Consider the following 15315-nt stretch of genomic DNA (forward strand, 5'->3'; position numbering starts at 1 on the left):
ATGAAAATCCTGCACGTAACCAATGCCTTCCCGTTTCCAAAACTTCCAGAATTTGGGGTTTTCGTAAAGGAACAGATTGCTGCGCTGAATCGCTCCGGAGTGCAGGCTGACGTGCTGTTCATAAATGCGAGAAGCGAGGGCAAGAAAGCGTATTGGGAGGCGGTCGGCCGGTTGCGCAAGGCTGCGACGAGCTATGACGTTATCCATTGCCACCATGTCTATTCGGCGATCGTTGCCGGACTGGCGCGGGTCCGCACGCCAGTAGTTGTGTCGTTCCAGAACGATTGGCTACACGAAGTCGAGATCCCCTTGAAGCCCGTGCAGATCGCGCTCTGCAACCTTGGCGTGCGCATCGCCGATCGGGTAATCTTTAAAAGTCCGATCCCACCTCAGTTTCGCGGCAAGCAGAAGTTCGTACACTTGCCTAACGGCGTGAACGAGCACGAGTTTCATGTGACGTCAAAGCTTGCAGCACGCTCGCGCCTAGATCTCGATCCGGCTGCGACCTATTTGATGTTCGTCAGCTCCAAGGACCAGCACCGGCCACAGAAGCGCTACGACCGCTTTGTCGATACGTTAAAGCTGTTGCGAGAGCGTTGCCCGGACCGGGATATCCGCGAACTGGTAATGGTCAACCAAGAGCGTAGCAAAGTTCTCGACTTCTTCAACGCGGCGGACTTGCACCTGCTGTGCTCCGACTATGAAGGCTCACCGAATTCGGTGAAGGAGGCGCTTTGCGCTGGCCTACCAGTGGTTGCGACGAACGTCGGCAATGTTGAAGAGATGCTGGACGGCGTGCCGTACTGTTACGTTGCCGAACGATTTGACCCCCCCGCGCTCGCCGATCTCGTTGATCGCAGTCTAAATGCGCCATGTGACCGAGCAGCAGTACGCGCCGGCTTTCTTTCCAAAGACCTTAGTCAGGAGGCTGCAACGCGTAGACTAACCGCACTATACGCCGGAATGTTGTCCGGTGCGGGGGAAGCGCAATGACTGTACTCCGAGTGCTATATGTGGGCGATGGCGGCGATCCAGAGCGCTTGTCGAAAGCGTTAGAGGCTGCGGGAGGGTCGATTCTAATCGACTATCGAATCAGTAAGGTATCCTTAGGCGTTGCGACGAGTAGGCGACACTGGCACTATTTTAAAATGGCGTGGTTTGCAGCATTTCGAGGAAGAAATTACGATAAGATATTCTTTTGGCAGCAGTATATCGGCCTGTATTACTATGCAATTATTACCGTCCTCCCAATACTTAGACGATCGTATATTGTTTATTATATCATAGCTAAAAAACGCAAAAGTTTTGTTGGTAGAATTGTAGAGAAACAATTCACAGGAATGGTTATAGCCAGCGAGAAATCTTACTTCATGTCGTCTAGTGATTATCTTTTTCGCAAGCTTAACATAACTGAGTACCGAAATCGGATTGAGCTTTTAAACGAGCTCGACCTCACCTACCCCTATATCGATTTGCACCGAAACTCGGGCATATCAGGTGAATATATTTTTGCGGGTGGTAGCGGCAACCGTAAATATGCTGACGTCGCCGCTATTGCGGTGACGCTGCCGGCGGAGCGATTTGTCGTAGCCTGCCGTCTCGATGACGTGGCGAGGATCAGTTTTAGCAAGAACGTCGCAGTCCATTACGATGCATATGGCGACAGGTTCGCCGACCTTATTCTACACTCCAAGGCGGTGCTTCTGCCGTTGGCCGATCCGGACGTCATGTCCGGTCAACTCGTCTGCATCCAAGCATTTGCCGCTAATAAAACCGTGATAATTAGCGAGAACAACTGTCTGCGCGATTGGATCGCTACGATCGACCAGCTCGATTTTGTAACGCTGTATCAAACGATCGAGGAATGTGTCGATCACATCCGTGGTCTCGATCTCCCGAAGGCGTTAGAGGCCGGGGGCCGGGCGCGCCGTTTCTACGATGACACCCTTACTAATACGGGTTTCTACGAAAGGCTTGCGACGCAGATTGCGGCGTCAGCGCGGTCGGTAGCCGTCGTCGGCGCACCATGAGGAAGGAGTGGCTCGTCCCATTAGCCGTGCTGTTCGCTAACGCAACATCGGTTTTGATCTCGCTAATCACGCCGTTTGTGCTCGTTCCCTCGCAATATGTGATCTTCTCGCTCGTATGGGCCTCCGGCCAGTTCATGACCGGCGTCCTGTTCGAATGGCTCCGGCTTGCGACGCTCCGGTATTCAGCGCCTGGCCTAGCGGGGGCGGCCGACCGCAAGCGTGTGTTGGTGGCCAGTTATATATACCTGACTCTAGCGTTGTTGGTTATTATCGCGGTCAGCTGGCTGTTCTTCCCATTCGATATGTGGATGGTCTACGCAGGCGCGATCCTGTTCGCTATCGGTCAGGGCACGTTCGATGGCAACCAGGCCTTCATCCGTGCCGCACGCGAGAATGTCGCGTTTGCCCGGAATTGGGTCATCCGCGCGGTGCTCAGTATCGGCTTCGTTGCGGCGACAAGCCTTACGTTGGGGAGCGGCTGGTGGACCTCGCTAGCCCTCGGCGTTTCGTTCGGAACCGCACTAATGGTCGCACGGGCGATCGACCGGCGTTCACGAAAGGATAGGCCTGTGGCATCGGGCGCGACGGGCGCGCGGTGGACCGAATGGTCGATACTAGCGCGCTATGGCGCGCTCGCCGCGGTCTCGGGCGTCATCGCCAACGCTGTACCGACACTAGTGCGATGGGCCTTGGTCGCGCATCTTGGCAAAGGCGGTGCAGCCGGCGCGCTGCTTGCCGCCGATCTCTCTCAGAAGGCACTGGCTGTGACGGGGCTGGCCGTCAATGTCGTCGCGATGCAGAATTCGTTCAGTGCAGTCGATACCGGCGACGCCGAGACCATCATGCGAGCAAACCGCAAGCAGATCGCCTGGGCTTTCGCGGCGGTGGTTCCTGTTGGGCTGTTCGTCTGGTTGCTTGGTAACGAGGTCGCGCAGGTGCTGATGCGCCCCTCCTATCGGGCCGTTTTTGTCGCCTCGATCGGCCCTTGTGCCCTGGGCGCTGGGCTCATCTGCATCCGGCTATTTGCTTTCGACCCGTTGTTTTACGCGTTCAAGAAAGCAGGTTTTTCGGTCGCCGGTGCGGCGCTGTCGCTAGCGCTGTGCGGGCTCGGGCTGTACGGGCCGGAACTAGTTGGCGTCCCCGCTCTGAATCCGCTAACCGTTTTCTGGGGCAGCGCCGCTGCTGGGCTGCTCGCATCGGTCGCTATCGCGCTCGCCGTGCTCCGTGTCCGCCCGCCCTGGTCACAACTTGGTCGAATCGCGCTTGCCGCAGGCGCAGTGGTCGCGGTCGATTCGGTCCTGCCGCGGCTTGAGGGGGTGGCTGGGCTAGTGCTGTTTGGCGCCGTGCTCGGGTTGGTCTATGTGGCGGCCGTGGCCGCACTGGACATAGTCGGGTTACGGACCGAACTTCTCGTGCCGGCAATCCAAGCAAGGTACCGGAAGGGCTGACGATCAAAGCGCGACGTGTGCCGGCGCGGCGCTACTCCCCCTGTCAAGGGCGACAACCATCACGAGCGTCTAACGCTAGCCGTATGTGAGCCGACGGCCGAGCGACATGCTCGACAATAAGATAAACGAAAGTGGCAAACGGCCCGCCGTTCCAATCGGTATCATCGCGAACTGAGCAACCTCTCCAGGCATGCTGTCAAACAGACAGAAGCTGATGACGTAAGTTTGCATCCGGCGGAGGGCATCTGGCGGGTGATGGTCTTAGCTGAGATGTTAGCCACGGTACAAACACCGTGGTTTGCACCGCAGACAAAGACGTGGCGATGACCCAGATCACGTACTTCCCGGTGTTGAGCGGCGTCGCCATTGGAGCGACGACCGCAAGCTTGCCCTCGTGGAGGCAGCCATTGTTCCTGGCGCGTCGGTTGCTGCTATCGCGCGCGATGCCGACGTCACGCCGTCATCGATCTACCGTTGGCGGCGCGAGCTGTGCAGCGAGTTTGTGCAGCCGACTGGCTTTGCGACCGTGGCCGTTCATGTGGACCCGCCTGGCGTCGATCACGACACGTCGGACATGCTGGTCATCGAGATCCGCGGTGCGACCGTCCGTGCGGCTGGCGGCGTGCCTGCGAGCTTGCTGGTGGCGGCGTTGCGGGAGCTCAAAGCATGACCCCTGTTCCGGGTGGGACACGGGTCTGGTCTCCGATAATCGCACCGACCCAGTACGTTGGATTCGCGAACCTACAAGATACCGGCCACGCAAACCTTCGGGCCTTCGACAAACTGGCTAACCGGTCTTGAGCGCGCGTTCTCTCTTTCAGATTGCTGGCGGGAAGACCCGCAAGGGCCACCGCACGATCAGCCCGTATGTCTCCGCAGCTATCGCGCTGGTGAGCGCGAACAACGTTATTGGCGGCCGTTTAACAAGACCGAACGCAACGCGCAGATGCGCGCTGCTGAGGGATACGATCACAAGCATAAGATCGCCAGCTGCGTATTCCGATAAAGTGGGCCGGGCGTACCGCTCTGAAGCGGGCCACCGTTCCAACGTGAAACGGGCCACCTGTACCGATCCGAAGCGGGCCACTTTGGGGGTGCCTGCCTAGGTCATACGGGACAATTTATCGAACGGTCTGCGAGGTCAAGCGTCGAGTGCGGAAGCGCGTCGTTTGCGAAGGCTCTCGCCGGTGAGATCGATGCGGTAAGCGTTGTGAACCACACGGTCCAAGATCGCGTCAGCGAGCGTGGGATTTCCAATGATCTCGTACCAGCGGTCCACGGGAATTTGGCTGGTGATGAGGATGGAGCCGCGGTCGTAGCGATCTTCGACGATCTCGAGCAGGTCTCGGCGGCGATCGGCGCTGAGCGTTTCTGGCCCCCAGTCATCAATGATGAGCAGATCGGCGCGCGACAGCGCGCGCAGCATCCTGGGATAGCGGCCATCGCTCCTGCCGAGCGTCAGCATGGCGAACAGCTGGGACGCGCGATGATAGAGTACCGAGAGATCATCACGGCAGGCCTTCTGGCCAAGCGCGCAGGCGAGAAAGCTCTTGCCGACGCCGCAAGGCCCTGTGATCAGCACATTGCGGTTCGCGCGGATCCAGTCGCATGATCCAAGCTTGAGGAAGAGACTGCGGTCGAGGCCGCGGGCCGCGTGGTAGTCGACGTCCTCGATGCTGGCGTCGTGGCGTAGATGAGCCGCTCGGGCGCGACTTTCAAAGCGCTTCTGGCGGCGCACCGTTATTTCCTGATCGAGCAGCAGGCCGAGCCATTCGGCATGGTCGAGCGACCGGGCCTCAGGTTGGCTTTCCAGATCCTGCAGGCCCTTGGCCATGCCTGTCAGGCCGAGGGTGTTGAGCAGATCAAGCGTAGGATGGAGCAGCATACGACGTCCTTTCATTGAAAATAGAGCGGGCCACGCACGTTGGCGTGGCTGTCGACGCCGTCGCCTTCTGCTGACACGGCGAGATCAAGGCTGTGGGACAGGATCGAGGCGACGCTTCGCGAACTCAGTCCGCCGACCGCGAGCGCATAGGCCGACACGCTTTCGGCGCGGGTTTTGTCGAGCGCTTTGTAGAGCTGCAGCACGCCCATGCAGGTGCGAAAACCCTGCTCGGGATGCGAACGACGCGCCAGGATGGCGATGACCAGCCCTTCGGTCTCGGGTCCGATCTGCGCACCCCAGCGCTGGAAGCGGGCCGGTGACCATTCGGCATAGTGCCGGTGGTTCGGTGGCATGTGGTCAGGCAACGTACCGTGCCGCCTGGCGCCACCATATCGGCGCTGATGCGCCGCGACCCGTTTGCCTTTGTGGAAAAGTTCTATGGTGGCGGAGGTGATCCGAGCATCCACCTGTTGGCGGATCAGTGCGTGAGGCACGGAATAATAGAAGTCTTCGACTTCAACATGATAGTCGATGCCGACACGCACCAGCTTCCACTCGGCATATTCATATTCGGCGTCCGGCAACGGCTTCAACGCTGGTCGTTCCAGGCTCTCCAGCAAGTCTGCGCGACTGACGCCGATCTTGCGCATCGGACGCGTGTTCATTTGCGCCATCACGATGCGGATGGCGGCATTGGCTTCCTCCAGCGAGAAGAAATCATGGTTGCGAAGTCGGCCCAGAATGTACGTCTGGGCGAAGCGTACCCCGGCTTCCACGGCCGCCTTGTCACGCGGCTTTTTCGGCCGCGCCGGAAGCACGCCGACGGCGTAATGCTCGGTCATCCTGCCGTAGCTGCGGTTGATTTCCGGGTCGTAAAAGGACGCCTTGTTCACCGCGCTTTTGAGATTGTCAGGCACCAGCAGCCGCGGAACTCCGTCAATGTGGCGGAAAAGCCGAACGTGCGAGCCGATCCAGTCCGGTAACGTCTGCGACCAGGTCGCCTCCGCAAAGGTGTAGTTTGACGCGCCCAGCACGGCGACGAAGATCTCCGCCAGCCGCACTTCGCCGGTCAGCGGATCGTTGATCGGCAGACGCTTGCCGGAATAGTCGACGAAGAGCTTGTCGCCGGCGACGTGATGCTGCCGCATGACCGGCGACAGGCGCTGTTGAAACTCCCGTAGGAGCTCGCAAAACCAGGAGTAGCCGTAGCCTTCAGGCCAGATCTTCCGATACTCCTCCCATAGAATCAGCATTGTAACCGCTGGCCGCTTCAACTCGCGAGACAGCTCGGCCCAGTCCGGTTCCGGATGTTTGCGTACGCCGGAGCTACTTCTCGTCCCAGCACCTGCGAACAAGCGCGCTTCCAACACGTCGTCGGTCATGTCTTCGGCAAGCGGCCAAACCAAACCTGCAGCCTTCGAGCGCTCGAGCGCCCGCTGGATGGTCGTTCGGGCGATGCCCGTGACGCGCACGATATCGCGCGTCGGTGTCCCTTCGTGATGAAGGCGCAGAATCCGCCGTAAGTATCGCATGGTCAGCTTTCTCTTGGCCGGCATCAGCCCCTCCATCCTTGTTCAAAGGACGAGACTTCTGCCGCAGTTGCTGACCCGAACAGGTCTCCTAAATGCCGCCACCGACCCGGCCCGCTTGCCACTGGAATGGTGGCCCGCTTCGCGTCGGAATGGCGGCCCGCTTCACATCGGAACGGGGGCCCACTTTACGTTGGAATGCGGGCCCGCTTCGCATCGGATTACCCGGCCCGCTTCGGTCGGAATTCGCACGCCGGCCAACGTAATGGGCCGATCGGTGTCGACGTTCTGCGCGAGCCGATGCGCGTGATCGACTTCAAGACTGGGCGGCTTGAGTCCGCCGTCGCTACGCTGGCCGAACGGCTACGGCGTTCGCGAGAAGCGATAGTCAGTGCCCTCGCGTGACTGAAGGATCACGGCTTCATCAATTGGATCCGTCGCTTCGAGCAGGTCGAGGATCCCGACGCCTTGCCGTTTCGGCAGGCGTAGCACCAGGCGCACGTGGAACCGGCGCGGCTGGCGAGTCACAGAATGTCGCCGGTCGTCAGTTCTTCTACGAATTGCACGCGCGATGCCGGCAGCGTAGTCGACCGATACAACTACGCCTTCGCGCGCAAGGTCGCCAATGAGGCGCTGGGTGTCAATATGGTCGGCCATAGCGGCGACCATGCGCGGGACGTCCAGAGAGGCTAAGCGCGTCTCTTGTAGAAAGCGATTTTACAAGAGCGGGGCCGCCGGTGCGCATCCACCGTGTCAGCTATTGCGTTGGCCCAGCAGTGGCATAAGGTGTGGCAATCAACGGGACGCCACTCCGTCGACAAATTTTCATTCCCCATATCAGATCGTATGGGAATTCCATTAAAGCTAAGGTATCTGTGACGGTAAGAAACGTCGACACCGATCAGAAATCTATACTCCGCAAGCTGACAAACGTGCTGATAATCGTCTTTTTGCTTCGGCACGAGCATATGACTAGGGCAGGAAAGAAACAGCACGACTGAACGCGGAGGTACTTTGCCACACGTGCAATAAGGCTGCCGCTGAAGAAGGCGGGATAGAACGCGAGAATTGCTGGACGCGAAGGGTCGGGTAGGCGCCCCCTTCCCTACGGTCCAATCATGTTACAGCTTGGCTGTATGCTCGTTTCGCTCGGATCGAACCGACGCGGCTTGCGCGCGGCCAAATAAACCCTTCTCAACAGTGATAAAGTCCCAGACTCGTTCCATACGCCGTCGGACCGTGGCCGTGTTCCGTTCAAACAGCCAATAAAAGCCGTACGCGATCAGCATAACCACAGCGGTCGTGGCAGCATATTTAGCTATACCCGAAAGGTTTAGGGACCAAGGTCGCCAAATCGGCATCCACATAGCGCATGCAAATACCAGTAGGGGAGCGTGGACCGCATACAGTGTATACGAAAAACCGGCTAACTTTCGTATTGCAGCGGTAGCATAGCCTATCTTAATTTCGCGCGTTAAGTGCGCAATTACGTAACACAGTACCGCAAAAGCAGGACCCTGAATAGCATCAGAAATTGCTATATGAAGTTTTGCGTAAATGAGAACTCCCAGTAAACTAACAAATGAAAGGCCGCACAGCGCAAATAGAGGTCCTACATACCTAAGTGGAATTCTTTTGGGAGCAAGATCCACGGCTACTCCCAGTAGCCATAGGGCAAAGTATAGGGAAATCTTGGGTCCTACAAACCCGCCAATGATTAATAGCACAATTATACACTTTAGGCGCTCCCACTTTCTTCTCGGAATTACAGCGAACATTAAAAATGGAAAGGCGGCGTAAAACCAAAACTCGTACGCGAGGCTCCAGAGCGGGCCGTTTGTACCGAACGGCTTGCCAAGTATTTCCTGAAGAAAAAATAAATTCAGTAGTAGGTTCTTTACCGACATTCGGCTCGCCAGATCTGGGAACACCATTCGTTGACCACCGGGAGCGCCGTAAATACTATTCGGGGAAGCGATTGAAATCCCAAGACGATCCAACGCGAAGCCAAATATCAAGACAGGGATCAAAACCGTCCATAACCTAGAAAGTCTTTGAATCGTATAGCCGCTGCTAGACCATGTCCCGTTCCGAGCTGACCGAATAGCACTGCCGCCGACGAGATAACCGCTGAGGACGAAGAAGACTACGACAGCCTCATGCCCGGGTCCGGTAATTGGGATCGCCTCGAATGATTGGCTTTTTGGCACCGCCAAACCCGTACCAATCGCACCCAGCACGGAGCCGATCAGCAAAACGCGAGCATGGCCGAAAAACACGACGAGAGCGGCGAGTCCCCTGATCAGGTCCAGCCACAGCGAGCTTGATCGTACTGAACCGAAAATATTCCGCCCCCTTATGCCATAGCAAAAATCGAGTATATCACCGCAGAGTGCGGTAAATTGTTAGCAGCGTCACGTCGACACGTCGGACCGGTTACTCAAGCAGCGTAACACTAGCCTAGCGCGGCAAGCCTCGGGGGCGGGAAACCCTGATTGATAAGCTCCACTACCGAACCACCGGTGTGGTCCGTGATGAGCCAGGACGTGGTACAATTCCCTGACCCAAAATCGATTACCGTTGAGTCGCCTTGGTTTTTGACTTTCGCCCGATGCAAAAGTCTTGAAGCATATGACGACCCGCTGCCGGGGCGATCTGGATTCAAAAAAGGTTATAGGCACCGGCCGCCGCAAAATCCGTCTCCGCCCAAGCTGCCCAACACATAATTGATGCCAGCATCAGCGATGCCACCGAAAAGCGCACTATTTTTCAACATCGGAGCCATGTAGTCAGGCCTTATAGAAAGTGCTCGCGTCGCTGTACGGCGCACGCCGCCTCGGTTCAATCAAAGGTTGTAAGCGTTGGAGAGATTGTGATGGTAAATGCGGGCCCTTCAATGCCAAGCCCGAACGTGCCGTCGCCGGTGGGGAACCTGGCGCTTAACCTGGGAACCAATGCTACAAACGTTTATGACCGCCCCCGCAGGGTCACCGCGGAACGGAACCTTTTATCATTCATATTTTTCCTGGCGTTTGCAGGAAATATGTTCTTTGTCTCGCCGGGTGTTGGCGGGGTGCCGTTCCGCTTCATAGCGATAATCATACTTCTTGCGGGGCTGACGGCTTTTGCAGCTCAAGAAGTTGTGCGAGCTTTTGTCTCGGCGAAAGCCGCCTTAGGTGTAATTGCATACCTAGCCGTTGCCGGCATGCTTATCTCAATTTTCCGAGATCAGGGCAGGCCTGCCGCCGTCATGATAATATCCGTACATCTTCAAGCTGTAGTCCTACTTTTGACCATCGCAACCGGCACAAGAATTATTGGGCCGAGAGCAATGATCTCCGCTTTTGCGGCGGCCGTGCTAATCAGCGCATTTTTTTCGTTGATGCAGTGGCTAGGCGTTCCCGGGGCATTTGATGTACGAGCGGTTCTTGGCAACGTTTACGTAGATGCTGGCGACACATCAGTTGCTGAGAATCGGGCGCCAGGGCTATCGTACAGCGCCATCTTGCTTGCGGAGCAGGCATGCTTGTTATTTTCTGCAGGTATGTACTATAGCTTTTCTAAATATGATGGCCAGAGAAATCCTCGTTGGAAATCAATTGCAGGATGGTCGGCTCTGCTATTTGCAGTCTGCATGGTCGGAGGAAACAGATCTCCGATATTAGGACTCGCATTATTTATAGTAGTCGCGGTTTCGACCAGAAATCCTGTACTATTTCTTATAACTATACCGACAGTGTTCGCATTGTACCTTCTGTCGGACCCTATTCTGCATGCATTATCAAGCTCCGGCCTTAGAATCGGGGAGACTGGCGACAAATCCAGCTTGGCAAGGGTTCCACTTCTTCAATACGGCTGGAGGTTATTTTTAAACAATCCTTTCGGCTATGGATTAACATACGACAGCAAGGTTCTAACCAACACCGTTCAGACAGGCGACTTGATGGCATTCTTGTCAAAAAACCTCTTAGGAGACATACTCACACGTCTCGACATCCACAATAACTGGCTCATAACTTTAAATATTTACGGTATTTATTTGCTGCCAGTTATCGGATACTGTATCTACTTACTGTTATCGAAGCCGAGGATGGTAATGCTGTTTGTTCCATACATGGTTCATATCACTGTCCACAACGCGGGACCTTTCTACGGTGACTATGTGTTTTGGATGACCATGGGAATCATCGTTGGCGCAGCCAGTCTAGCAGGGTCTCGCAGAGAAGCGTTTAGTAGAGCAAACTACGAACCATCCCGAACCCAACCTGCCGCCTTCATTCGCTCTACTTGATATTGTCGCCGTATCTTAGGGCTTTGAATATTGACTGAGTCGGGACGCAGGATGCCGTAGCCAACCTCGCGAAAGCCTGTTCCCGCACCTACGATACTTAGCGAACCAACTTTTACGGGACCGTAGATCATTGCGGAACTGGTCAATGGGATCGCGTTGTCGTAGACAACCTCTAACTCGACTTTCGGGATGACAAGCGGGATCGTCTGCCCCGTGCCGGGTGCAAAGCGTATTCCGAACACAGCCTTCTGGCTGCGCGCCCACTTCCCGTTGTACGTCAATTGCACCAAACCGATTCGTGCATACGCCCTTTGGACTTTCAGTCCAAATCCGCCGGTTGACGTGGGCAGCGACCTGATCGAGCCTATAACTCCTTCAACTCGGTCGATCGAAATTCGCCGCATCTTACTGGGATCGTAATCACCTGCGACGCGGGTTACGCTTGGCCCCTCACCACCCCCGTCCGCCGTTGCAAACGTGATAAGGCCAATATGGATGTCGTGTACATCGGCGGCGGGAACGCCGCTGGAGAAGATCGCTACCGGTTCGTCGCTGCTGGACGTGGTGACGTTGATCGAGCCCAAAGCGATATTGGCGGTCGCGCACGCGGGGTCGCGGTTGCGAATCCAAAACCCACCAGGCCCGCCGGAATTATCGATTTCTATGACCGTCTTCGGAATCGAGACGTTTTGCACGCAAGAGCGAAAATCGACCGGCGTTGTCTCTGCCGTATGTCGCGCGCTTCCGGTAGCCGTGAACGATGATTTTAAGAGTTTGCCGCGTAAACCACATACATTCTGTAAAAGAAAGCTAGTTTTGACAGTCCCGTCACCGGTCGAACGGACTGCCGCAATATTGAGCTCGTCGAACGTTATCAATACGCACTTTTTGCCATAGCCCGCACCGGGCACAGACTTTGAGAGGATCACACCCTCACCCGCCAGTGGAGCGGTGCCGCGCTGAGTATAGTCACTGCCTATATTCACGCTGAGAACGGCACCCCTCGACTGGATGTTCAAGTTCCCTAGATAAACAGTCGATCTTATTGGGTAACTGGTGCCTGGCGTGAGGATTAGCTTGAGACCGGCTGCTTCTGCCTTATCAGCCGCTCGTTGCAAACAGGGACCCGCATCCGACGTCCAACTGCATCCGTCCTCCGGGCTAACGGCGCGCGCGTGACCCTCCGGCCTACAGAGCGCGGGCGACGCACAGGTTGCTAGCATAACGAGGCCGAGAACGCGGTTGGTCATGGGCGCGAACTACCACCTCGCTTTACTGCTTTAAAGGGTCAGAACAGACGCTCGCACGGTACTAGAGCCAAGATCAATCGCGGCACCGATCTGGTTCGAGAGCGGTATGAAACCGTGTTCGCAGCGCGCACCGTTCAGGTTCGCAGAGAATGACATCTGGACGTAGTCTCCTGCCTGTGCACCGAGAACCGTGATCGTCAAGCGCCCCGCCGCCAACCTCGGCGGATCGTAAGCCGGACTGCCCGCGATGGGAACACAACCCATCCTGCGGCACTGCCGAGATAGATCGACCGCAACGCAGACAACTACGGTCAGCGAAAATGCCGCGCATCGCTCTCGACTGGTTTGACAGCACCATTGGAGATATTGGCCAACGCTCCGCGAGACCTGCGGCCCCCATTCAAAGCTCAACAAGTGCAGCGGCACGGTTGGGGACGCAGTGCTGTGCCCGGCGCAGGACATTGGCGCTACCCTGGCTATTTGGCATCCCGTTCGCGTTTGCACAGCCAGAGGGCACCGCTGTCAATCATGCGCATTACCTTCCAAGTCGCTTCTCGGCGTGAGGTGCCGCAGAGCCGGCTCTAACACGGACCGGATCCGCTAAGTCAATTTCGAATTTTCCCGTCTGTTAAGCAATTTTTTATGCCGCGCGTTCAGTCATTCGAACGCTGAATGGAGCGCCCCAGTCAGCATCGCGCGGTGCTAACTGCGGTCAGTACGCTGAGCAATCTTTACTGCAGCGCAATATGGACTTGTCCATCTGACGGGTCATGCCTAAACCAACCGGAGCTATCGATAGGGGGCTTTGATGCGCGTTTATGTTGCCGGATGCGGTGGGATGTTGGGCGAGGCTGTCCACAAGGTCTTTGCTGCGGACCATGTTGTCGAATGCAGCGACATCGATCTGAACGCGGATTGGCTTTCTTACTGTGATTTCCGCGACTTCGCGCAATATAAGCGTGAAGTCGAGAAGTTTGCTCCCGATGTGCTGATCCATTTGGGTGCTCACACCAGCCTTGAATATTGCGAAGACAATCCCGACGACGCATACCGGACTAACACACTCGCGGTCGAATATGCTTGCGCAATCGCCAACACTCTTGGTATCCCGCTGGTATATATTTCTACAGCTGGTATATTTGATGGCGAGAAGATGCTGTACGACGATTGGGACATGCCTAATCCGCTTGGCGTCTATGCCCGCAGCAAATATATGGGCGAACTCTATGTTCAGCGCGCCGTGCAAAGGCATTATATATTCCGCGCTGGCTGGATGATGGGCGGCGGGCCTGACAAAGATAAAAAGTTTATCTCCAAGATGATGAAGCAAATTCAGGCGGGCGCGACAGTACTCAAGGTGGTAGACGACAAGCTCGGCACGCCGACTTACACGGTAGACTTCGCACGCAACATCGAGCGGATGCTGCACACCGAATATTACGGCTTATACAATCAGGTTTGCGGCGGCGAGACCGGCCGCTTCGAAGTGGCGCAGGAGCTTGTAGAAGTGCTGGGTCTGGGCGACAAAATCAAAATCGAACCCGTCACCTCCGATTTTTTCGCTAAGGAGTTTTTCGCTCCGCGTCCGCCCTGCGAACGGCTTGTCAACTACAAGCTCAAGCTGATCGGCATGGATAACATGCGCGACTGGAAGATCTCGCTAAACGAATATATGCAGGATTATTATGGTGAGGTCATTGCAGGATTGAGGGATGCCAGGCTTGCCCCGGACGTCTGATCTGACGATGCCTGTTGAAGCAAAATCGCTGCGCATCGCGGCTTTCGGATTTCGCAGCCTCCCGCCCTCCGAGGGCGGCGCGGGTGCGGACAAGTTTGCTCTTGAGCTTCTGCCGAGGCTAGCAGCACTGGGCCATCAAGTCGTGGCGTATAATCGCGTTTACCCAAACACTCAATCGACCGGAAAAAATTCTGAGTTCGATGGGGTAAAAGTACGTTCATTCAGAACAGTGGCGGCGAAGGGATTTGATACTTTCTTTCATTCCCTACGCGTGACCTATGATATCATCATTCATAACACGGCGGACGTGGTTCATATCCAAAACGGGGGAAACAGCCTCTTCGCCGTTTTCCTCCGGCTATTTGGAAAGCGGACGTACCTGAGCCAAGATGGGTTAGACTGGGAACGGGAAAAATGGCCGTTTTATGCGAAGATCTACTTGCGTGCTATGGCTCAACTAACAGCACGCATTCATAATGAGGTCATATTCGATAACGTCTTTGCAAGAACATATTTTGAAAAGCGCTTTAATCGCAGTTACGCATTTGTACCTTTTGGCGCGGACGTTGATTACAAAAACGATCCGAACCGCATCGTACAGAAGCTCAATCTTGATTTTGGTGAGTATTTTCTATTTGTGGGTCGCTTCATTCCAGATAAAGGTCTGCAATACTTAATTCCTGCGTTCGAGCGAACCATTACGAAAAATAACCTAGTTCTGGTGGGCGGCAGTCCGAATCCATCTACGTTCGAACGCAGTGTTCGTAAGACTAGTGACTGTCGCATCCTGTTTCCGGGATTTATATACGGCCCCGACATGCATGCGTTAATGCGACATTGCTATGCTTATGTGCAACCGTCGGATGTTGAGGGGCTGTCGCCCGTTATCCTAGAAAGTTCTTTCCTGGGCGCGCCGGTAATCTGCAGCGATATCGAGCAGAATAAGTATATCCTAGGCGATACCGGAATTTACTTTCGTCAGGGAGATGTCGATCACCTTAACCAAGTTCTGCGTGAAGCGATCGCCGATCCAGCATGGCTGAGGGAGCGAGGGGCCGCACAACGGGCACGTATTGCCGAGCGGTTCTCTTGGGACAAAGTTGTTGCGAATCATGTCGAAATCTTTAGCCGGAACTAAGGCCGC

At 56.0% G+C, this 15315-nt stretch carries 12 protein-coding genes; 7 read left to right on the forward strand and 5 right to left on the reverse strand.

Annotated elements, in window-relative coordinates:
- The 4 genes from U1708_RS17735 to U1708_RS17750 all read left to right on the forward strand — a co-directional run bounded on the left by U1708_RS17735 (position 1) and on the right by U1708_RS17750 (position 4148).
- Complete coding sequence (locus U1708_RS17735) at positions 1–993, forward strand: glycosyltransferase family 4 protein (protein WP_332747386.1); 993 nt, start codon at positions 1–3, stop codon at positions 991–993.
- Positions 994–1148: 155 nt separating this feature from the next.
- A complete protein-coding gene (locus U1708_RS17740) occupies positions 1149–2030 on the forward strand; it encodes a hypothetical protein (protein ID WP_332747387.1) in 882 nt (293 codons plus the stop codon).
- 53 nt (positions 2031–2083) lie between these two features.
- Positions 2084–3478: a hypothetical protein gene (locus U1708_RS17745; RefSeq protein WP_332747388.1), complete on the forward strand. Its 1395-nt coding sequence runs from the start codon at positions 2084–2086 to the stop codon at positions 3476–3478.
- A gap of 298 nt (positions 3479–3776) precedes the next feature.
- Positions 3777–4148, forward strand: coding sequence for a transposase (locus U1708_RS17750; protein ID WP_332747390.1), 372 nt, complete (start codon positions 3777–3779; stop codon positions 4146–4148).
- Positions 4149–4619: 471 nt separating this feature from the next.
- On the opposite strand, the gene istB is transcribed toward U1708_RS17750, so the two are convergent.
- The 4 genes from istB to U1708_RS17770 form a co-directional block, all read right to left on the reverse strand.
- The gene (gene istB / locus U1708_RS17755; protein WP_332747392.1) at positions 4620–5363 is read right to left on the reverse strand and encodes an IS21-like element helper ATPase IstB; all 744 of its coding nucleotides are present in this window, start codon (positions 5361–5363) and stop codon (positions 4620–4622) included.
- Positions 5364–5374: 11 nt separating this feature from the next.
- Positions 5375–6919, reverse strand: a complete 1545-nt coding sequence (istA, locus tag U1708_RS17760; protein WP_332747393.1) for an IS21 family transposase — start codon at positions 6917–6919, stop codon at positions 5375–5377.
- Positions 6920–7255: 336 nt separating this feature from the next.
- Positions 7256–7549: a hypothetical protein gene (locus tag U1708_RS17765; protein WP_332747395.1), complete on the reverse strand. Its 294-nt coding sequence runs from the start codon at positions 7547–7549 to the stop codon at positions 7256–7258.
- Positions 7550–8013: 464 nt separating this feature from the next.
- Positions 8014–9273, reverse strand: a complete 1260-nt coding sequence (locus U1708_RS17770; protein ID WP_332747454.1) for an acyltransferase family protein — start codon at positions 9271–9273, stop codon at positions 8014–8016.
- A 494-nt stretch (positions 9274–9767) separates the two neighbouring features.
- Here U1708_RS17770 and U1708_RS17775 point away from each other — a divergent pair, with 494 nt between their 5' ends.
- Positions 9768–11183: a hypothetical protein gene (locus U1708_RS17775; protein WP_332747396.1), complete on the forward strand. Its 1416-nt coding sequence runs from the start codon at positions 9768–9770 to the stop codon at positions 11181–11183.
- Here the strand turns inward: U1708_RS17775 and U1708_RS17780 are convergent.
- Entirely contained in the window at positions 11135–12202 is a 1068-nt protein-coding gene (locus U1708_RS17780; protein WP_332747397.1) for a hypothetical protein, read from the reverse strand. The genes U1708_RS17775 and U1708_RS17780 overlap by 49 nt on opposite strands.
- Positions 12203–13241: 1039 nt before the next feature.
- On the opposite strand from U1708_RS17780, the gene U1708_RS17785 reads away from it, so the two are divergent.
- Both U1708_RS17785 and U1708_RS17790 read left to right on the forward strand, forming a co-directional pair.
- A complete protein-coding gene (locus U1708_RS17785; RefSeq protein WP_332747398.1) occupies positions 13242–14171 on the forward strand; it encodes an SDR family oxidoreductase in 930 nt (309 codons plus the stop codon).
- A complete protein-coding gene (locus tag U1708_RS17790; protein ID WP_332747399.1) occupies positions 14146–15309 on the forward strand; it encodes a glycosyltransferase family 4 protein in 1164 nt (387 codons plus the stop codon). The genes U1708_RS17785 and U1708_RS17790 overlap by 26 nt, the downstream gene beginning before the upstream one ends.
- Positions 15310–15315 lie beyond the last annotated feature (6 nt).

The sequence above is a fragment of the Sphingomonas arabinosi genome (genome assembly GCF_036663715.1).
Classification (GTDB): Bacteria; Pseudomonadota; Alphaproteobacteria; order Sphingomonadales; family Sphingomonadaceae; genus Sphingomonas.